The sequence below is a fragment of the Aquabacterium sp. genome (assembly GCF_030652515.1).
Classification (GTDB): domain Bacteria; phylum Pseudomonadota; class Gammaproteobacteria; order Burkholderiales; family Burkholderiaceae_C; genus Aquabacterium.
Genome location: NZ_JAUSAR010000161.1, coordinates 20047 through 39018, shown reverse-complemented (window position 1 = coordinate 39018; position 18972 = coordinate 20047). Strand labels below are relative to the sequence as shown.

Sequence of the window (18972 nt, the reverse complement as noted above, 5' to 3'; positions counted from 1 at the left end):
GTAGTTGCGGCGGATGTAATTGATGATGTGCTCGTCGAACTTGTCGCCGCCGACGCGCACGCTGCCTTTGTAGACCATGCCGCCCAGCGAGATCACGCCCACCTCGGTGGTGCCGCCGCCGATGTCGACCACCATGGAGCCGGAGGCTTCAGACACCGGCAAACCGGCGCCGATGGCTGCGGCCATGGGTTCTTCGATCAGGTAGACCTCGGAGGCGCCCGCGCCCAACGCTGATTCGCGGATGGCGCGGCGCTCGACCTGGGTGGAGCCGCAGGGCACGCAGATGATGATGCGAGGCGACGGCTTGAGCACCGAGCGCGGATGCACCATCTTGATGAACTGCTTGAGCATCTGCTCGGTGACGGTGAAGTCGGCGATCACGCCGTCTTTCATCGGGCGGATGGCCTCGATGTTGCCGGGCACCTTGCCCAGCATCGCCTTGGCTTCGGTGCCGACGGCCTGGATGGTCTTCTTGCCATTGGGCCCGCCCTCGTGGCGGATGGCGACCACCGAAGGCTCGTCCAGCACGATGCCCTTGTCACGCACGAAGATCAGCGTGTTGGCGGTGCCCAGGTCAATGGCCAGGTCGGTGGAGAAATACTTGCGAAACGTTCCGTACATGCGACAACTCTCCGGCTAGCCTCATCAGGTGAAGGACCACCCGCCGTGCCGCATGACCGCACGCGCCGAATCGCCCCAAACCCGAGAAAAGCCTTTGTGCAAATTTTGCAAACAAGATGCGCCGCGCGGCGACACAGCACCGGCGACGATCAGAAATGGTGTTCAACCCACCACAGCAACATGCCCAATTGTTGTGCATTCACTGGTGATGGATAACCTAGGATAATACCCCAAGCCCCGGTGAAATCTCCCTGGGCACCGCCTTTGCTACCCTTGGATGGAACCCATGGCCCTGACCCCCGCTGACGTCAGCCGGATTGCCCAACTCGCGCGCCTGGAACTGCGCAGCGAGGAGCAAACCGCCATGCTGACCCAATTGAATGACTTTTTCGCCATCGTCGAGAAGATGCGCGCCGTGGACACCTCCGGCGTCGAGCCCCTGTACACCCCCCTGTCGGCCATCGAAGACGTGACCCTGCGCCTGCGCGAGGACCTGGTAAGCGAATCCAACGACCGCGACGCCAACATGCGCAACGCCCCGGCCCAGGAAAACGGCCTGTTTCTGGTGCCCAAGGTGATCGAATGAATGCACAGTCTTTACATGATTTAACGCTGGCGCAGTCCGGCCAGCAACTCTCGGCCGGCCAGACGACCAGTGTCGACCTGACCCGCCATGCCTTGGCGCGCATTGCCGCGCACAGCGGTTTGGGCGCCTTTCTTCACGTGGACGCCGATGGCGCGCTGGCGCAGGCCTTTGCTGCCGACGCGCGCCGCGCTGCTGGGCAGTCCCTGGGGCCCCTGGACGGCATCCCGATCGCGCACAAAGACATCTTCGTGACGCGCGACCTGCCCACCACGGCCGCGTCCAAGATCCTGCAAGGCTATGTCAGCCCTTTTGATGCCACCGTGGTGGCCAAGCTGAAGGCGGCTGGCGCGGTGACCGTGGGCAAGCTCAACTGCGACGAGTTCGCCATGGGCGGCGCCAACGAAAACTCGGCCTACCAGTTGGCGCGCAACCCCTGGGCCACCGACCGCATCCCGGGCGGCTCGTCCGGCGGCTCGGCCGTGGCCGTCTCGGCGCGCTTGGTCGCGGGCGCCACCGGCACCGACACCGGCGGCTCGATCCGCCAACCGGCCGCCCTGACCGGCATCACCGGCATCAAGCCCACCTATGGCCGCTGCTCGCGCTACGGCATGATCGCGTTCGCCTCATCGCTGGACCAGGCCGGTCCCATGGCCCGCACCGCCGAAGACTGCGCGCTGATGTTGCAAGCCATGAGCGGCTTCGACGAGCGCGATGCCACCAGTGCGCAGCAAAACGTGCCTGATTTTGTGAGTGGATTGAGAACACCGCGCGCTGGCGCCACGGCCGAGCAGCCTTTGAGAGGCCTGCGCGTGGGCGTGCCCAAGGAGTTCTTCGGTGAAGGTGTGGCCGCCGGCGTGCTGGACGCCACCAAGCAGGCCCTGGCGCAATTGCAAAAGCTGGGCGCCACCTTGGTGGACGTGAGCCTGCCACGCACCGAGCTGTCCATCCCGGTGTACTACATCATCGCGCCCGCCGAGGCCTCGTCCAACCTGAGCCGCTTCGATGGCGTCAAGTTCGGACACCGCGCCAAGCAATACACCGACCTGGCCGACATGTACCGCAAGACCCGCGCCGAAGGCTTCGGACCCGAGGTCAAGCGCCGGATCATGATCGGTGCCTATGTGCTGTCGCATGGCTATTACGACGCCTACTACCTGCAAGCCCAAAAGCTGCGCCGCATGATCGCCGACGACTTCCAGTCGGCCTTTCAGCATTGCGATGTGATCGCCGGGCCAGTGTCGCCCAACGTGGCGCGCCCCATCGCGGCCGACGGGGGCCGCCAGGCCGACCCGCTGGCCGAGTACCTGGCCGACATCTTCACGCTGCCCGCCTCATTGGCTGGCTTGCCCGGCATGAGTGTGCCCGCCGGCTTTGGCGAACACGGCCTGCCCGTGGGCCTGCAGCTCATCGGCAACTATTGGCAGGAAGGCACTTTGCTGCACACGGCACACGCCTTCCAGCACGCCACCGACTGGCATCAGCGCCTGCCCGCGAGCCTGACATGAGCGCCTCCGCCGCGTCATCGCATGACATGACCATCCGCCACTTGGACATTGATTTGAGCCAGGGCTTTGAGCCGCACTGGAACGGGGGCGATGCCTACCGTTCGCAGGTGTTCAACGCCCTGTCCTTCATGTTCCCGGTGGGTGAGCAGTTCTTCATCGACGCGGTGCGCCATTTCCTGCCCGAGGTCGAGCGCCAGGGCAACGCCCAACTGGCCAAAGACATCAAGCTGTTCGCGGGCCAGGAGGCCACGCACCGCCACCTGCACCAGCAGTACAACGACCACCTGCTGGCCATGGGTTACGACGCCTGGGTGGAGCGCACACTCCAACGTGTCATGCACCTCACACGCAATTCGTCACCACGCTTCAAGCTGGCCATCACGACGGCCTACGAGCATTTCACCGCCGTGTTGGGCGATGGCCTCTTGCGCCGCAGCAGTTGGACCGAGCGCATGACCCCGATGATGCGCGCCCTGTGGACCTGGCACGCCGCTGAAGAGTCCGAGCACAAGGCCGTGGCCATGGACACCTACAACGCGGTCGGCGGCGGCTACCTGATGCGCGTGTCGATCTTCTTGTTGATCTCGATCGAGTTCAACATCTGGGTGGCCATCCAGACCGGCAAGATGCTGCGCCGCGACGGCGAGTTCTTCAAGTGGTCCACCCACCGCAGCGCGCTGGGCTTCTGGTTTGGCCGCGACGGCGTGGCCTGGCACACCCTGCCCCACTGGCTGGCGTACTTCAAGCCCAGCTTCCACCCCTGGCAACACGACAACCTGGCACTGCTTGAGCGCTGGCGGCAACAAAACGCCCAGAACTACCGCGCCGTTGGCAGCCGCCCCTGAACCCATCATTCTTCACGCTGAACGCCCCATGACCCCACCTGCCCTCATCCGCGGTTACGAAGTCGTCATCGGCCTGGAAACCCACGCCCAGCTGTCGACGCAATCCAAGATCTTCTCGGGGGCCTCCACCGAGTTTGGCGCCGCCCCCAACACCCAGGCTTGCCCGGTGGACCTGGCCTTGCCGGGCACCCTGCCCGTGATGAACCGTGGCGCCGTGGACCGCGCCATCGCCTTCGGCCTGGCCGTGGGCGCCACCGTGGCCCCGCGCTCCATCTTCGCGCGCAAGAACTACTTCTACCCCGACCTGCCCAAGGGCTACCAGATCAGCCAGTACGAGATCCCGGTGGTGCAAGGCGGCTCGGTGCGCTTCTTCATCGGCGACGTCGAGCACACGGTGCAACTGACACGCGCCCACCTGGAAGAAGACGCGGGCAAGTCGCTCCACGATGACTTCGTCGGCTTCAACGGCGAAAAATCCAGCGGCATCGATCTGAACCGCGCGGGCACGCCGCTGCTGGAGATCGTGACCGAGCCCGACATGCGCTCCAGCGTTGAAGCGGCCGAATACGCGCGCGCGCTGCACGCCCTGGTGGTGTGGCTGGGCATCTGCGATGGCAACATGCAGGAAGGCTCTTTCCGCTGCGATGCCAACGTGTCGGTGCGCAAGCCCGGCGCACCCTTTGGCACCCGCCGCGAGATCAAGAACCTGAACAGCTTCAAGTTCATCCAGCAGGCGGTGGACTACGAGATCCAGTGGCAGATCGACGAGATCGAAGATGGCCGCAGCATCCAGCAGGCCACCGTGCTGTTCAACGCCGACACCGGCCAGACGCGCGCCATGCGCAGCAAGGAAGACGCGCACGACTACCGCTACTTCCCCGACCCCGATCTGCCACCGTTGGTGATCGCACCAGAGTGGATCGAGCGTGTGCGCGGCGAGATGCCGGAGTTGCCACGCGCGATGGCCGCGCGCTTCCAGGCCGACTATGGCCTGCCCGCGTATGACGCGGCGTTGATGACGCAGTCCAAGGCCGTGGGCACTTTCTTTGAATCGGCCGCCAAGGCGTGCGGTCAGCCCAAGCTGGTCTCCAACTGGATCATGGGTGAAATCTCGCGGCGCTTGAACGCGGCGGAGCAAAGCATCGAGCAAAGCCCTGTGAGCGCCGAACTGCTGGCCGCGCTGATCGGCCGCATCGCCGATGGCACCATTGCCAACAACGGGGCCAAGCAAGTCTTTGAAGTGCTGTGGACGGAGGCGGCTTCAGGCCTTGCGCCCACCGCCCGTATCGATGCCATCATCGAGGCCAAGGGCCTCAAGCAGATGAGCGACACCGGCGAGCTGGAAAAGATCCTGGACGACGTGCTGGCCGCCAACGCCAAGTCGGTCGAGGAGTTCCGCGCCGGCAAGGAAAAGGCCTTCAACGCGCTGGTCGGTCAGGCCATGAAGGCCACCAAGGGCAAGGCCAACCCGACCACGGTCAACGAGCTTTTGAAGAAGAAGCTCGAAGGCTGAGGAAGATCAGCGCGCCGCCGAGGCAGGCGTCGCGGCCTGCGACCCCAGCGGCGCGCCGGCCCACAGGCGCCGCAAGCGGGCCAGCTCGGCGTCGTACAGCGCGTTGATGCGCACCATCTCGGCCTTCTGGTTCACGATGATGTCGCGCTGAGCCTGCTGCGTGGCTTCGTTGTCTTCGATGCGCGAGCGCAGCTTGAAGGGCATGGCCTTGCCCTGGAAGAATTCGGCTTCGGTTGCCAAGGTCTTGCGGTCGGCCTGCAGTTCAGCCACGCGCTTTTCAGAGATGGCGATGGCCTTGCGCAGGTCGTCCAGCGCGGCCACGCGGCCCTTGTTGTGCGCAGCCTCGTTGGGGAAACGCAGCATCAGGTTGCGGTCACGGCGGACGGCGTCCTTGCGGGCCGCCTCCTTCACGGCTTTCAGCCGTTGCTGGTCTTCGTAGACGGCCATTTCTTCGGCCGTCATGCGCGGTGGCACGGTCTGGCGGTGAGAGCCGTCCTTGTTGAGCAAGCGCTGCTCGCGGTCCAGACACTCCTGGATCGGGCGATCCGAGGTGAGCTTGTGGCCCTTGCCGTCGTCGCACGAGTAAATGACTGGCGCAGCCCACGCCGAAGTCGCCCCCAGGATCGCGACCGCACCCAGCACGGCCACGCACCAGGAGTGCCGATTCAAACGGAGGTCAGCAACCCGCATCACGCCATGCCTTTGCGGCCGTTTGCCGCTGTCGATTGAGTTGTTCCATGTGGGCCATGGTGCCACCAGCCCGCTGAGCGGTGGTGACGTCGTCCAATTGGCCCTTCACGGCCTGGCACCGCGCGGTCTTGGCGGCCAGGGCAGCTTGGGCGGTGGCAGCCTGGCGCGGCACAGCCGTTTCAGCAGGCCGGGCGGACTCAGCCGGGGCGGGTGACAAGGCGGGGCTGCCCTGAGCCTGCAGCTTGCTGGCGGCCTCGATCAAGGCTGCGGCCTGCGCCGCACGCGCCCTCTCGGCCATGCAATCAGCTTCAACACCCTTGCCCACCGCCACGGACGAACCACGGCGGCTGTAGACATCGGCGATCAAACGGCGCTCGCCCTCCGAGGTGGCCGTGGCCAGTTGCACCTCGGCCGTCTTGCCGGACTCCTTGGCCCACACGATCTGCTTGGCGCGGGTGACCCGCTCGGCGCACACGGCATCCACCGGGGCGGAATCGGCCACCGCGGGCTGCTCGCGGCTGGCGCCATTGCTGCCGATCACTTTACTGGGCTGGCCAGCGTCACAGGGCCGGTCCTGGTAGGAGCTGCCGCAGCGGAACAGGGTGCCCCCCGCGAAGGCGGGCGCACACAAGGCCCCCACCAAAGGTGCCAGCCAGGATAGTCGTCGCGCGGTTCGATGCATGGGTTGAGCGTCTCGTGGCGCCGCCTCAAACCCCGTAACGCTGCCGATAAGCGGCAACGGCGGGATGGAATGAGACCAACGCGGGGTCGGATTGATGACTCAGATATTGCAACAGGTCGGCCAGGCTCGCAATGGAAACAACCGGGAGTTGGTAGTGCTGTTCGACCTGTTGAACGGCACTTTCCGGACATTCCTCACCATTCAGGGTGGCTTTTTCTTGCCGGTCCAGCGCGATGGTGACGCCGCAGGGCGTGGCGCCGGCCTTGGCGATCAGGTCGATGGACTCGCGCACCGAGGTACCGGCCGAGATCACGTCGTCGATGATCAGCACGCGGCCCTTGACCGGGGCGCCCACCAGGGTGCCCCCCTCGCCGTGGTCTTTGGCTTCCTTGCGGTTGTAGGCAAAGGGCACGTTCTTGCCCAGCCGCGCCAGCTCGATCGACACGGCCGCCGCCAGGGTGATGCCCTTGTAGGCGGGCCCGAACAGCATGTCGAACTGCAGGCCGGAGTCAAGCAGGCGCTGTGCATAGAATTGCGCCAGGCGGCCCAGCTTGGCGCCGTCGTCAAACAGGCCGGCATTGAAGAAGTAGGGCGACAGCCGCCCCGCCTTGGTTTTGAATTCCCCAAACCGCAACACCTGCGATTCAACCGCGAAGGCCACGAAATCCTGGGCCAGCGCCGAGGTGGAGGGGGTGTTGCTCATGATGAAAGTACCTTGTGTTTCGACTCGTCTCACTCAACCTGAACGGCATCCGGTCCGCCGCCAACAAGGGCCTGATCCCGTGGGCTGAAGAGCTTGCGGCCGATTGTATGGGCGTGCAGGAGCTCAAGGCGCAAGCCGCCGACCTGACCCCTAACTTGTTGGCCATGGCGGGCATGCAGGGCTACTTTCACCATGCCGAGAAAAAAGGCTACTCGGGCGTGGGCCTGTACAGCAAGCATGAACCGTCCGACGTGCTGATCGGCCTGGGCACGCACGACACCACCACCGAGTTCGACGCCGAGGGGCGCTGGGTGGAAGTGCGCTTTGACAAACCTGGTCGCAAGCTGTCGCTGATCAGCTGCTACTTTCCCAGCGGCTCCAGCTCGGAAGACCGCCAGCAGGCCAAGTTCCGCTTCCTGGGGATGATTGCGCCTCACCTGGCACGCCTGAAAGCCGAGCGCGAATACATCCTGGTGGGTGACGTCAACATCGCGCACCACGAGAAGGACCTGAAAAACTGGAAGGGCAACCTCAAGAACAGTGGCTTTTTGCCGGAGGAGCGCGCCTGGATGACCACACTGCTTGATCCTGAAAAGGGCATCGGCCTGGTCGATGTCTACCGCCAACTGCACCCTGAGACCACCGATGAGTGCTACACATGGTGGAGCAACCGGGGGCAGGCTCGCGCCAAGAACGTGGGTTGGCGCATTGACTACCAGTTGGCGACGCCAGGCCTGGCGCCATTGGCGCGGCATGCTTCGGTCTACAAGGGGCAGTGGTTCTCGGACCACGCACCCTTGATCGTGGACTACGACTTCAAACTCTGACCCCAGGGCCCCAGGTGGATGCATCCACCACGGCCATGGCCTGGAAGGCGGGACGGGCGAACAAGTAGCCTTGCATCAGCCGAATCCCGGCGTCGTGCAGAAAATCTCGCTCGTTGGCCGTCTCAATGCCTTCGGCGATGACCCGGACACCCAGGTCGTGACACATCCGCACCAAGCTGCGCACAATCATCTGCCGCGCCGGGCTGGCATCGATGTTCCTCACCAAGGCCATGTCGAGCTTGATCAAGTCGGGTTGGAAATCGGCCAGCAAGGTCAAACCAGCGTAACCAGCGCCAAAATCATCGATGGCGGTCATGAAGCCGCAGCGTTTGTACTCGCGCAGGATTTGGGCAAACCAGGGGCCGTCCTCCACCCGCTCGCCCTCGGTCACCTCGAAGATGATCTGGTCGACCGGAAATCCATGCGTCCGTGCCGCCTCCAGCGTGGTGCGAATGCACAGCTCCGGCTTGTAGATGGCGTTGGGCAGGAAATTGATGGAGACGCGCTGCTGCATGCCCAGCCGTTTGGCGCCCTTGATGGCCTTGACCCGGCAAGCCTGGTCGAACCTGTAGCGGTTTTGCTCGTTGACCTGGGACAGGACGGTCATGGCCCCTTCGCCATTGGGTCCGCGCACCAAGGCCTCGTGGGCAAAGACCTCGTGGCGGTCCAAGTCGACAATGGGCTGGAAGGCGTAGTCAAAATCGAACCCGACACGCTCGGCCTTGCCGCAATCGCTGCAGTCTTGCGGGGTGCCAGACAGCGGGATGAAGCCAGCAGGAAAAGAAGGGTTGCCCATGGTGATGATTCTGGGGGACTTCACGGTGGTCACAGGAGCTTGAAAACCCGAACCACTTCCGACAAACGGGCCGCCTGTTGCTTGAGGCTTTCAGCCGCGGCGGCACTTTCCTCAACCAGGGCCGCATTTTGCTGAGTGGACTGATCAAGCTGACTCACCGCATCACTGACCTGCCCAATCCCGCTGGTCTGCTCAATGGTGGAGGCGCTGATCTCACCGATCAAGTCGGACACACGCCGAACTTGGGCCACGATGTCGTCCATGGTCACACCAGCGTCCTCGACCAGCCGTGAACCGACTTCGACCTTTTCCACACTGGCCCCAATCAGCGATTTGATTTCCTTGGCCGCCTCGGCGCTTCGCTGGGCCAGACTCCGGACTTCGCTGGCCACCACGGCAAAGCCGCGGCCCTGCTCACCCGCGCGGGCGGCCTCGACCGCCGCATTCAAGGCAAGGATGTTGGTCTGAAAAGCGATGCCATCGATGACCCCGATGATGTCGACAATCTTCTTGGAGCTGGCGGTGATGTCGTCCATGGTGGAGACCACTTGATGGACCACCTGGCCTCCCTTTTCAGCGGCCGCACTGGCCGATGTGGCCAGCTGGGTGGCTTGGCGCGCGGTGTCGGCGTTGGTCTTCACGCTGGCATTCATCTGCACCATCGAAGCCGAAGTCTGCTGCAAGTTGGAAGCTTGCTGCTCGGTGCGCTGCGACAAGTCAGAATTGCCCATGGCAATTTCTGACGACCCCGTGGCGATCGAGTCGGAGGCCTCCCGCACCTGACCCACCACCTGCGCCAGACTGGCCTGCATCACCCCCAAGGAGGCCAACACGCTGTCGACCGGTGCCTGCGCGGCGCCAGGCACGGGATGAAGGTCACCGGCCGACACGCGTCTGGCGGCATTGCCCAAGGCTTCTGGCTCGGCCCCCAGCTGCCTGACGATGCTGCGAGAGATGGACCATGCCAAGCCCACGCCACAAGCCAGCGCAATGGTCAGTGCTGCCAGCATCACGGCCAGAAAGCCGTCGGCTTGATCCTGCGCCACCTTGTTTTGAATCTGAATGCGCGACTCTTCAAAGTCGATCAGCTTGTTGATGGCGCCCAGCCACTGCACGTACTGCGGCTTGGCCTGTGACCACAACAGGCCTTGCGCGCCCGCATCGCCCTTGTCCACCATGTCGGTGATCGACTTCGTGGTCGCCACGGCTTGCGCCTCAATGTCCTTGATGGCCCCATAGAGCTGCTTCAGTTCGGCCGAGTCTTCGGCTGTTCCAATCAGCTGTTCCAGAGGGCCGGCTGATTGGGCATAAAACGCCGCCAACTTCTCGATGGCCGCCACCTCTTTTTGCCGGTCGGCAGGTGAGGTGCTCAGCACCACATCGCGGATGGCGATCGAGCGGTCATGCGCCGAACCTCGGAAGTTGATGGCAAACCGTTGAATCGAGGCGTGTTCCTCGCTGTTGGCACGCAGTGCGGCGTTGATCGCCTGGACCTTGACGATGGCCACCCCGGTGACCGCCACGAGAATGGTCAACACCAAGCCGAAACCGACGGACAGGCGCTTGCCCACCGTCATCTGATTGAAGGTCATGCTGTTTCCCGGGCCGAGGCTGAATGTTGGGCACACCGGCTGATGGAGTTTCATCAACCATGAAGGCGCAACTCATTTTCGGCACGAAGCACCGCGACTTGAGGGCACATTGAGCACCCATTGGCGCACTGACGACCACCTGGCCGCACCGGGATTGGCTCAGGCCGCCGCCTTGACCTGCTCGCCCGATTGCTGGCGTGCCGCCATGGCCATCATTGCCGGGATACCGCTGGCCGCATTGGCCTCGGCGGCCAATTGGCGCTCGCGAGGGCTGGCGTAGTCGCGGTCCCAGGCCAACACTTTGGGGGTCATCAGCTTGTGCCACAGCGGCGGGAGCATGGCCACCATGATGGTGGTCAGGTAGCCGTTGATCATCATGGGGGCATCAGGGAAAGGCTTGAGGTCCTGATAAGGCACTTCGCCTTGGGCGTGGTGATGCGAGTGGCGGGTCAGGTTGAACATCGCCCACGAGCTGATGCGCTTGTTCGTGTTCCAGGAGTGGCGGGGCTGCACCGGCGCATCCGGGTCGCGCACCATGCCGTAGTGCTCCATGTAGTTGACGATTTCCAACAGCGACTTGCCCCACAGCGCACAGGCCACGAAGAAGCCCGCACCGGCCCAGCCACCGATGGCATAGGCGGCGGCCACCAGCAGCAGGCTCATGCCGTGGCCACGGATCACGGCGTTGTGCCACGAGAACAAGCCCTGGCCAGCACGCTTGAGGCGCTTGGCCTCGATGTTCCACGCGCTGATGTTGCCTTTGATGGTCGACGCCACGATGTGGGTATAGACATTGCGGCCGCGCGGCGCCGTGGCCGGGTCTTCCTTGGTCGACACATAGCGGTGGTGGCCATACACATGTTCGATCGCGAAGATGGTGTCGAAGCTGAAGGCCAGCAGCCAGCGGCCAATGAACATCGAGACCGGGTCCCAGGTACGGTGCGTCAGTTCGTGGGCGGTGATCGTGCCGATCATGCCGATCATCAGGCCAGCGCCGAGCCAGATGGAGATGCGGTGCGCCCAGAAGGTGGCATCCCGCGCGGCAATGACGTCATAGCCGGTGAGCTGGGTGACGAAAGCGCCATACCCGAAGGGATCGCCAGCACTGACGGACCAGACGGCCGTGAACACGATCAGCGAGAGCAGTGGCAAAGCCATCCACAACTGCACGGTCAGGATGCCGGGGTGCTTGAACTTGGGCGTGGAGGTGTCGTCGCCCAACAGGCCATCGCCAATCAGGTAGACGGCCAGCACCAATAACACACCGGCCGTGATGTAGGCGCCACCCGCGAGCAGCAAGGCCAGCGAGAAAAAGCCGATCGCGTGGAAGAGGAAGTACTTGAGGTAGTGAAAGAACATCATGGTGGTGGTGCTTTCAGGCGGTGACGAGAACGTCTTGCTGGGTGGTGAATCGGTCTGCGTGGATGTGGTCGCGCGGCACGCCGTGGTCACGCAGGATGTTCACGGCGCTGTCGATCATGGCGGGCGGGCCGCACAGGTAGGCATGGGCGCCCTCCTGGAGGTGCGCAGCGACCTGGCCAGTCACCAGGCCGCGCAGGCCTGGCCAGCTGGAGCCTTCGGGCTCTTCCGACAACACCGGCACGAAGTGGAACGCCGCGGGCCATTGGCGCGCGATGGTCTGGATCGTGTCGAGGGCGTAGAGGTCGCCCTGGCGGCGGGCCCCGAACAGCAAGGTCACCGGGCGACTCACACCGCTGTCCAGCGCATCCTGCAGGATGGCCAGCACGGGGGCCAGGCCGCTGCCACCCGCGATGAGCAGCAAGGGGGCCTCGGCCGGGCGCAACCAGAAGTCGCCCATCGGGCCTTCGATGCTCATGGCCTGACCCAGCACATTGGCGTCGTTGATCAGGGATGAGAACTGGCCATCGGGCACCTTGCGCACGAAGAAGCTCACCTGCGCATCAGGCTGAACCGCAGTGGCGAACGAGTAGCTGCGGCTCACGCCGGGCTGGGACGCGATGCCGATGTTGGCGAACTGACCCGCCTTGTAGGGCAATGATTCATCCAATTGCACACGCAGGCGGACGATGTCGCTGGTGAGCCGGTCCTGGCCGATGACCCGGCCCTCGACACGGCGCTTGGCGGCTTGGGCGGACAGGTCCAACTCGATGCGCACATCGCCCTGCGGCACGCTCTGGCAGGCCAGGATGTAGCCCTGGTCCAGGTCCTGGTCGGACAGGATGTAGCTGGTCTGGGTCAGCTCCTTGACCTTGCCTTCGACCAGCTTGCACTTGCACGAGGCGCAGCCCCCCACCCGGCAGCTGTGCGGGAAGTCGATGCCCTGGCGCAAAGCGGCCTGCAGCAGGGTCTCCTTGGGGTTGACCGTGACCGGCACCGCGTTGATGTGCGCGGTGACGGGGCCTTTGCGTGAGAAGAATGAAAACATGGTTCCTCGGCGGACGCTGGGTCGGCACCATGGCTGACGATGGGTGAATGGTAAAAATCCCAAGCCTTTCGCGCGAGGTTGCGGATTGACATTAACGGGTCATTTATTGACAATGCCCCGGTGCCAGATTTCACGCTCCCCGTTCACTATGTCCGACTCATCGCCGATCTGGTCGCGGGGATGAACATCGACGTCCCGCACTGGTTGGCACAGGCTGGCCTGACCGAAGCCGATCTGGCCGACTCCACGCGGGGTCTGAACTACCAGACCTTCCAGCGCCTGATGAGCGAGGGCTTGCGGCTCTCCGATGAGCCGGCCCTGGGCCTGCTGGTCGGCGAACGCCTGCGCATCAACACGCACGGCATGCTGGGTTATGCCGCGATGAACAGCGGCACCCTGCGCCAGGCCATGGACCTGTTCGAGCGCTTCATTGGCGTGCGGACCACGCTGGTGTCGGTCAGTCACCGCATCCGGGATGGCGAACTGGAGCTCATCTTCGAACCGACCCACCCCATGGGCGAGATCGAAACCGCCGTGATGGAGGCCATCGTGTTGACGGTCAAGAACCTGCTTGACCACCTCACCATGGGCCAATGCCAGGTCACGCGGGTCTGCTTCAGCATCCCCGAGCCCGAGCATGCGGCCCTGGCCCGGGACATGTTCAAGTGCGAGGTTCACTACGGCCAGTCGTGGACTGGCTTCGCGGTGCCCGTGCACGTGCTGGACGAGCCGCTGAGCACGGCCGACCCGGCCAGTTTTGAAGAAGCTGCGCGCATCTGCCAGCGTGAGCTCGACAAGCGCGCCGAGCAAACGTCCATGAGCGCCCGGGTCCGCCGCATCCTGCTGGAGCGGCAGAACGGCTTCCCTTCGCTGCAGGTCACGGCGCGGCTCTTCCACCTGACGCCGCGCACACTGCACCGGCGGCTGCTGGATGAAAAAAGCTCCTACCACGACCTCCTCGAAGAAGTGCGCCACATGCTGGCCGTGCAGCACCTGAAAGGCCGGCAACTGTCGATCCAGGAGATTGCCTACAGCCTGGGTTACAACGACCAAGCCAACTTCCGGCGGGCCTTCAAGCGCTGGGAAGGCGTGGCCCCGTCGGAATACAGAGACCAGTGCAACCGCCTGAATCCTTGACTCTCGGGATAAGGCCTGGTTTTTCGCAGGTTCAGCGGCGTTGGCCGGACGCAGATCCTGCCTACATTGGCAGGCTAGGTTGACAACACACACAGGACGAGGCCCCATGACCCTGAACCAACGCCTGGCATTGACCGCCCTCCTGGCGGGCCTGAGCACCACCACCGCCCAAGCTGGCGAGTCCTACGCCAACGTGGGCATCCCCGGCGTGATGCTGGGCTATGCGCACAGCGTGAACAGCCAATGGGGGCTGCGCGGCGATGTGGCCACCCTGGGCAGCGTGAAGCGCCATTTCACCGAATCGGGCATCACGTACCAGGGCACCATCAAGGCGCAGCGCCTGGGCCTGTTCGCCGACTACTTCCCCATGCAAGGCGGCTTTCGCCTGACGGGCGGGCTGACCCTCAACCACATGCGGGTCCGCCTGAAATCGCAGTTTGATGGCACCACCTCGGTCACCCTGGGCAGCCAGACCCTCACCCCCACGGCCGGCGACTATTTCAACGCCGAGCTGAAGTTTCCCCGCGTCATGCCCTACCTGGGTGTGGGTTGGGGCCACCAGGCCCGCGACCAAGGTCTGGGCTTCGTGGCCGACCTGGGCGTGATGATCGGCAAGGCCAAAGTCACGACCACGCAGAACGTGGTGGCCAACTACCCGGGGCTGGTGACGCAGGCCGACGTGGACGCCGAAACTCAAAAACTGCGCGATGGCGTGGGCGACATCCGTTTTGTCCCCCAGGTCAGCGTGGGCGTGAGCTACCGCTACTGAACTTTCGAGCAAGGAATGGCCAGCCCGCTTGACCGCAGGCTGGCACCGCCCCGGTTTTTCATCGGACACCGATAAAGGCCATCCAAAGGGGCAGGGTGTGAACCCCGGTGCCGACGATGGCTTTCATCGTCGGCATTTGTCGTTTCAGGGAGCAACGGCCGACTTGCGGGCGAACGAACGCCGGTCCATACTGGTGGACCAACACGCGCTTGGCGTGGACCTGATGACGACGGATCTGGGGGGGAACACCAGCATGGGCGATTCAGCAGTTCATCTGGAGGCGGAAGCCTCTGCGCAACACCTTCAAGCCGCGCTGGCGCAACTGACCGAACGCAAACGCCTGCTGCGCTCCATCCTGGACGGCATCCCCGGCCGGGTCAGCTACTGGGACCACGAGCTGCGCAACCGCTTCTGCAACCGCGCTTACCTCGACTGGCTGGGCCCCTCCCGCGAAGACATCGCCGGCAAACTCCTGCGCGAGGTCCTTGGCGAAGAGCGCTTCGAGTTCGACCGCTCCCACATCGAGGCCGTGCTGCGCGGCGAACCTCAGCGGTTTGAGCGGGTGGTGCGCATGCCAGGCTCGTTGGGCGACCAGCACGTGCAAATCCACCTGGTGCCCGACATGGTGGACGGGCAGGTCAAGGGCTACTTCGCCATGATCTTCGACATCACCCAGATCAAGCTGGCCGAAGAACAGGCCGAGGCCGCCAGCCAGGCCAAGAGCGAGTTCCTCGCCAGCATGAGCCATGAGATCCGAACGCCGCTGCACGCGGTGCTGGGCCTGGCGCAAGTGGGCGAGCGGGCCACCACCGACCCGCGCGCCGCCCAAACCTTCAAGGACATCCTGGAGTCAGGCCAGCACCTGCTGGCACTGGTCAACGACGTGCTCGATTTCTCCAAGATCGAGGCGGGCAAGATCGTGCTGGATTCCGACCGCGTGGACCTGGGGCAGGTCATCGAGCAGGCCATGAACATGGTGGCGGCCCGCGCGCAGGCCAAAGGCCTGACCTTGCGCATGGAGCAAGGCCCGTCGGTACCGCACTCGTTCAAGGGCGATGAGCTGCGCATCACCCAGCTGCTGATCAACCTGCTGAGCAACGCCGTGAAGTTCACCGAGCACGGCAGCGTCACCTTGCGCGTGGAAAGCCAGGCGCACTGGCTGGTCCTGCAAGTGAAGGACACCGGCATCGGCATGTCGCCCGAGGTGCAATCCCACCTGTTCCAGCCCTTCGTTCAGGGCGACGGCACCCGCACACGCTGCATTGGCGGCACCGGCCTGGGTTTGTCGATCTGCAAGCGCTTGCTGGACATCATGGGTGGCGACATCCGCGCCAGGAGCACGCCCGGCCAGGGCAGCACCTTCGAGATCCACCTGCCCGTGTTTGGCGCGCAGCATGCTGATCAGCCTTTGCGCACCATCGAACCCCGTCACAGCCCACCGGGTCAAACCGCCGTGAGCGGCCCTCGCCTGGCAGGCTTGAGGGTGCTGGTGGCCGAGGACCACCCGGTGAATCAAATGGTGCTGAACGACCTGCTGACCGCAGAAGGCGCGCTGATCACCTGCGTGGACAACGGCGCGCTGGCGGTCGAGCAGGTGCTCGCTGGCCATGCGTTCGACGTGATGCTGTGCGACATCGAGATGCCGGTCATGGATGGCTACGAGGCCACGCGCCAGATCAAGGCCATGACCCCCGGCCTGCCCATCATCGGCCTGACGGCGCATGCCTTCGACGTGGCGCGCCAGCAAGGCATGGCCGCGGGCATGACCGACTACATGACCAAGCCTTACATGATCGACCAGTTGGTCAAGAACATCACCAAGCACGCCCAGCAACCTGCAGTGATCACGCCAAAACAACGCAGCGCACCCACCGCCGCGTTTGGCATTGACCGCCAGGCGCTGATCAACCACTACCCACAGGGCGCGCAGTTCATCGATCGCCTGTTCGTGACCATCCGCGACACCAGCCAGGGCCTGCCGCGCCAATTGCGCGAGGCCGCCGAGCAGCAGGATGCGGCCCAGTTGCGCTCGCTGGCGCACAACACCAAAGGCATGGCCGCCAACCTGCTGGTCAATGACCTGCGGTGGCTGGCCAGCCATGTGGAAGAGCTTTGCCGCACCCAACCCGAGTCGGCCTTCAACGCGGCCGATTCACTGGCCAGCGCGGTGGAGGCGATGATCAGGTCGCTGGGCCTGGATTGATGGTGGCCAACACCCGGGCCAACTCATCGAAGGCGTATGGCTTGCACAGGATGTCGTTGACGCCAGCTTGACGCCAGACAGCGTGGCACTCCACATTGACCTCCCCACTGATCAGCACGATGGGCAAGGCAGGGCCACCATGTTCGGCCTCGTGGCGACGGATCGCGCGGGTCGCGGCCAGGCCATCCATCTCAGGCATCTGGTAGTCCATCAGCAAGAGGTCGAAGCGCCGGGCCTGAACCGCGTTGACGGCGGCCAGGCCGGTGCCCACCAGTTCGGCCTCGGCCTGGCAGTGGGACAGCATCTCGCTCAACAAGTCGCGGTTGACCTCGCTGTCTTCGGCCACCAGCACCTGCAAGGTTGGCTGAGGCTTGGTGACGGGCTCGGAGGGGGCCGTGGCGGGCAAGACGCCTTGAAGCCAATCGGCCAGGGCATGGGCGCGCAAAGGCTTGTACAAGTGCAGCACGCCGGGGGGCAGGTTGACGCCAGGGGCGTCCATGGCCGAGGACACCAGCGCCTTGGTGTGGCCAGGGCCACCCCATGACCAGGCCTGGACAGGGCCCGCGCCCGGGGTCCACACCGCCGAGTCCACCAGCACCGCATCCACCTCGGCATCGTGGGCGCCATCGGGTGCCAGCACCAGGCCCAGGTCGCGGCACAGGGATTGGACCTGCCTTCGCAACCCCATGTTGCTCGTCACCAGGCGCAAGCGCTGGCCAGACAAAGTGGTGGCAGCGGACAACTGGTTGGCGGTGGCAGAGGCCCAGCCCATGGGCACGCGGATCACGAAGCAACTGCCCACGCCCAGGCGGCTGGACACCACGATGTCCCCGCCCATGCAGCGGGCCAGCTCGCGGCCAATGGACAAGCCCAGGCCCGTGCCACCGTACTGCCGCGTGGTCGACTGGTCGGCCTGGGTGAAGGGCTGGAACAGCTTGGCCACCTGCCCTGAGCTCATGCCAATGCCGGTGTCCTGCACCTCGATGCGCACCCACGCACGGTCATCCTGCGGCTCGGGTGATGGCTCGGTGGACAAATGCACGTGCACCCCACCCTGGCGCGTGAACTTGACGGCATTGGAGACCAGGTTGTTGAGCGTCTGACGCAAACGCATCTCATCGCCCAGCAGCACGGGGGGCACATCGCCCTCAAAGCTGTAGGTCAGCTCCACCCCCTTGTCAAAAGCAGTGACGGCGAACAGATCGATGCTGTCTACCACCAGGTCGCGCAAGCGCACTGGCTCCTGCCGAACGTCGAGCTGACCGGCCTCCAGCTTGGCCCAGTCCAGCACATCGTTGAGCAAGCTGCGCAAAGTTTGCGCACTGTGGTCCAGCAGGTTCAGCATCTGCAGTTGCTCGGACGGCGCCATGTTTTTTTGGCGCAGCAAGGAGGCCGTGCCCACGATGCCGTTGAGCGGCGTGCGGATCTCGTGGCTCATGATGGCCAGGAAGCGCTGCTTGGCCTCGTTGCCGCGCTGCGCTTGTTGGTGGGACACCTCCAGCACCTGGTGCACCTGCGCGCGCCACCGCACCGCGATCCAGCCAAAGGCCGAGAACAACACCACCGAGCCAGCGGTGGCCACCATTGTTTGCGCCTGGGCGTTGGGCAGCACCAGGGGCCGCAGACTGGCCAGGTAGGGTGGCTCGTAGTACGACATCACCAGGATTTGCGCGACGAAGGCCAGGCAAAAGCACAAGCCCAAACGCAGGTTGCCTGCCACGATCGCGATGATGGGCAGCACGGCCAGCCAGCGCAAGGCCGGGGCCTGCAAGCCGCCTTGCATCCAGGCCACCCCACCCACCTGCACATACATGATGGCCAGGCCCACACCCAGATAACGTGCGGCACCCGTCTGGCTGGTCCACACCCGCCACGAACACCACAGCACCGTGCCCAGCTCCAGGACGCCCAGCAAACCAACCACCCAGCCACCTTGCAGCAGCCAGGACAGCTTCACCGGGATCAGGATGAGGATGCTGCAACCCGCCAGGAACCAGAAGGTGCGGCGCACCAAGGATTCTTCGAGCTCCTGCGCGGTGATCAACCCCCTGGACCTCGGCGACCCGAAGGTCGACTCACCACCATCTCTTGCAACC

General features: G+C 64.4%; 17 protein-coding genes. 8 read left to right on the top strand and 9 right to left on the bottom strand.

Annotated elements, in window-relative coordinates; genetic code table 11:
• Positions 1-621: rod shape-determining protein (locus tag Q7V20_RS18560; RefSeq protein WP_304794698.1), on the bottom strand; the 621-nt coding region annotated here is incomplete at its 3' end.
• A 286-nt stretch (positions 622-907) separates the two neighbouring features.
• Between Q7V20_RS18560 and gatC the strand changes: the two genes are divergently transcribed.
• From gatC to gatB, 4 genes are read left to right on the top strand one after another with little or no spacing between them, the layout of a single operon-like run.
• Positions 908-1207: an Asp-tRNA(Asn)/Glu-tRNA(Gln) amidotransferase subunit GatC gene (gene gatC, locus Q7V20_RS18555; protein ID WP_304794696.1), complete on the top strand. Its 300-nt coding sequence runs from the start codon at positions 908-910 to the stop codon at positions 1205-1207.
• The gene (gene gatA / locus Q7V20_RS18550; RefSeq protein ID WP_304794693.1) at positions 1204-2712 is read left to right on the top strand and encodes an Asp-tRNA(Asn)/Glu-tRNA(Gln) amidotransferase subunit GatA; all 1509 of its coding nucleotides are present in this window, start codon (positions 1204-1206) and stop codon (positions 2710-2712) included. The genes gatC and gatA overlap by 4 nt, the downstream gene beginning before the upstream one ends.
• On the top strand, positions 2709-3557 hold the full coding sequence (locus Q7V20_RS18545) for a metal-dependent hydrolase (protein WP_304794690.1): 849 nt from the start codon (positions 2709-2711) through the stop codon (positions 3555-3557). Before gatA ends, Q7V20_RS18545 begins: the two co-directional genes overlap by 4 nt.
• A 28-nt stretch (positions 3558-3585) precedes the next feature.
• Entirely contained in the window at positions 3586-5070 is a 1485-nt protein-coding gene (gene gatB / locus Q7V20_RS18540; RefSeq protein ID WP_304794687.1) for an Asp-tRNA(Asn)/Glu-tRNA(Gln) amidotransferase subunit GatB, read from the top strand.
• A 6-nt stretch (positions 5071-5076) separates the two neighbouring features.
• On the opposite strand, the gene Q7V20_RS18535 is transcribed toward gatB, so the two are convergent.
• From Q7V20_RS18535 to pyrE, 3 genes are read right to left on the bottom strand one after another with little or no spacing between them, the layout of a single operon-like run.
• A complete protein-coding gene (locus tag Q7V20_RS18535; RefSeq protein WP_304794685.1) occupies positions 5077-5760 on the bottom strand; it encodes a hypothetical protein in 684 nt (227 codons plus the stop codon).
• Positions 5747-6442: a hypothetical protein gene (locus tag Q7V20_RS18530; protein ID WP_304794682.1), complete on the bottom strand. Its 696-nt coding sequence runs from the start codon at positions 6440-6442 to the stop codon at positions 5747-5749. The genes Q7V20_RS18535 and Q7V20_RS18530 overlap by 14 nt, the downstream gene beginning before the upstream one ends.
• A 25-nt stretch (positions 6443-6467) precedes the next feature.
• Positions 6468-7145, bottom strand: a complete 678-nt coding sequence (gene pyrE, locus Q7V20_RS18525) for an orotate phosphoribosyltransferase (protein WP_304794679.1) — start codon at positions 7143-7145, stop codon at positions 6468-6470.
• A 14-nt stretch (positions 7146-7159) separates the two neighbouring features.
• Between pyrE and Q7V20_RS18520 the strand changes: the two genes are divergently transcribed.
• Entirely contained in the window at positions 7160-7972 is an 813-nt protein-coding gene (locus Q7V20_RS18520; RefSeq protein WP_304794676.1) for an exodeoxyribonuclease III, read from the top strand.
• Here the strand turns inward: Q7V20_RS18520 and Q7V20_RS18515 are convergent.
• The 4 genes from Q7V20_RS18515 to Q7V20_RS18500 all read right to left on the bottom strand — a co-directional run bounded on the left by Q7V20_RS18515 (position 7962) and on the right by Q7V20_RS18500 (position 12767).
• A complete protein-coding gene (locus Q7V20_RS18515) occupies positions 7962-8768 on the bottom strand; it encodes an EAL domain-containing protein (RefSeq protein WP_304794672.1) in 807 nt (268 codons plus the stop codon). The genes Q7V20_RS18520 and Q7V20_RS18515 overlap by 11 nt on opposite strands.
• A gap of 29 nt (positions 8769-8797) precedes the next feature.
• Complete coding sequence (locus tag Q7V20_RS18510; RefSeq protein WP_304794669.1) at positions 8798-10360, bottom strand: methyl-accepting chemotaxis protein; 1563 nt, start codon at positions 10358-10360, stop codon at positions 8798-8800.
• A 159-nt stretch (positions 10361-10519) separates the two neighbouring features.
• Complete coding sequence (locus tag Q7V20_RS18505; protein ID WP_304794666.1) at positions 10520-11722, bottom strand: alkane 1-monooxygenase; 1203 nt, start codon at positions 11720-11722, stop codon at positions 10520-10522.
• A 13-nt stretch (positions 11723-11735) separates the two neighbouring features.
• Positions 11736-12767: a 2Fe-2S iron-sulfur cluster-binding protein gene (locus tag Q7V20_RS18500; RefSeq protein WP_304794663.1), complete on the bottom strand. Its 1032-nt coding sequence runs from the start codon at positions 12765-12767 to the stop codon at positions 11736-11738.
• A 180-nt stretch (positions 12768-12947) separates the two neighbouring features.
• Here Q7V20_RS18500 and Q7V20_RS18495 point away from each other — a divergent pair, with 180 nt between their 5' ends.
• The 3 genes from Q7V20_RS18495 (at position 12948) to Q7V20_RS18485 (ending at position 16876) form a co-directional block, all read left to right on the top strand.
• Positions 12948-13904 (top strand): AraC family transcriptional regulator, encoded by a 957-nt coding sequence (locus tag Q7V20_RS18495; RefSeq protein WP_304794660.1) that lies wholly within the window; start codon positions 12948-12950, stop codon positions 13902-13904.
• Positions 13905-14010: 106 nt separating this feature from the next.
• Positions 14011-14673 (top strand): hypothetical protein, encoded by a 663-nt coding sequence (locus tag Q7V20_RS18490; protein WP_304794657.1) that lies wholly within the window; start codon positions 14011-14013, stop codon positions 14671-14673.
• 253 nt (positions 14674-14926) lie between these two features.
• On the top strand, positions 14927-16876 hold the full coding sequence (locus tag Q7V20_RS18485) for a PAS domain-containing sensor histidine kinase (RefSeq protein ID WP_304794654.1): 1950 nt from the start codon (positions 14927-14929) through the stop codon (positions 16874-16876).
• On the opposite strand, the gene Q7V20_RS18480 is transcribed toward Q7V20_RS18485, so the two are convergent.
• Positions 16854-18920, bottom strand: a complete 2067-nt coding sequence (locus Q7V20_RS18480; RefSeq protein WP_304794651.1) for an ATP-binding protein — start codon at positions 18918-18920, stop codon at positions 16854-16856. The genes Q7V20_RS18485 and Q7V20_RS18480 overlap by 23 nt on opposite strands.
• Positions 18921-18972 lie beyond the last annotated feature (52 nt).

Bases quoted from the DNA above. Each gene is read 5' to 3' on its own strand.
- gatC (WP_304794696.1), top strand. From the start codon at position 908: ATGGCCCTGACCCCCGCTGACGTCAGCCGGATTGCCCAACTCGCGCGC.
- gatA (WP_304794693.1), top strand. From the start codon at position 1,204: ATGAATGCACAGTCTTTACATGATTTAACGCTGGCGCAGTCCGGCCAG.
- Q7V20_RS18545 (WP_304794690.1), top strand. From the start codon at position 2,709: ATGAGCGCCTCCGCCGCGTCATCGCATGACATGACCATCCGCCACTTG.
- gatB (WP_304794687.1), top strand. From the start codon at position 3,586: ATGACCCCACCTGCCCTCATCCGCGGTTACGAAGTCGTCATCGGCCTG.
- Q7V20_RS18535 (WP_304794685.1), bottom strand. From the start codon at position 5,760: ATGCGGGTTGCTGACCTCCGTTTGAATCGGCACTCCTGGTGCGTGGCC.
- Q7V20_RS18530 (WP_304794682.1), bottom strand. From the start codon at position 6,442: ATGCATCGAACCGCGCGACGACTATCCTGGCTGGCACCTTTGGTGGGG.
- pyrE (WP_304794679.1), bottom strand. From the start codon at position 7,145: ATGAGCAACACCCCCTCCACCTCGGCGCTGGCCCAGGATTTCGTGGCC.
- Q7V20_RS18515 (WP_304794672.1), bottom strand. From the start codon at position 8,768: ATGGGCAACCCTTCTTTTCCTGCTGGCTTCATCCCGCTGTCTGGCACC.
- Q7V20_RS18510 (WP_304794669.1), bottom strand. From the start codon at position 10,360: ATGACCTTCAATCAGATGACGGTGGGCAAGCGCCTGTCCGTCGGTTTC.
- Q7V20_RS18505 (WP_304794666.1), bottom strand. From the start codon at position 11,722: ATGATGTTCTTTCACTACCTCAAGTACTTCCTCTTCCACGCGATCGGC.
- Q7V20_RS18500 (WP_304794663.1), bottom strand. From the start codon at position 12,767: ATGTTTTCATTCTTCTCACGCAAAGGCCCCGTCACCGCGCACATCAAC.
- Q7V20_RS18495 (WP_304794660.1), top strand. From the start codon at position 12,948: ATGAACATCGACGTCCCGCACTGGTTGGCACAGGCTGGCCTGACCGAA.
- Q7V20_RS18490 (WP_304794657.1), top strand. From the start codon at position 14,011: ATGACCCTGAACCAACGCCTGGCATTGACCGCCCTCCTGGCGGGCCTG.
- Q7V20_RS18485 (WP_304794654.1), top strand. From the start codon at position 14,927: ATGGGCGATTCAGCAGTTCATCTGGAGGCGGAAGCCTCTGCGCAACAC.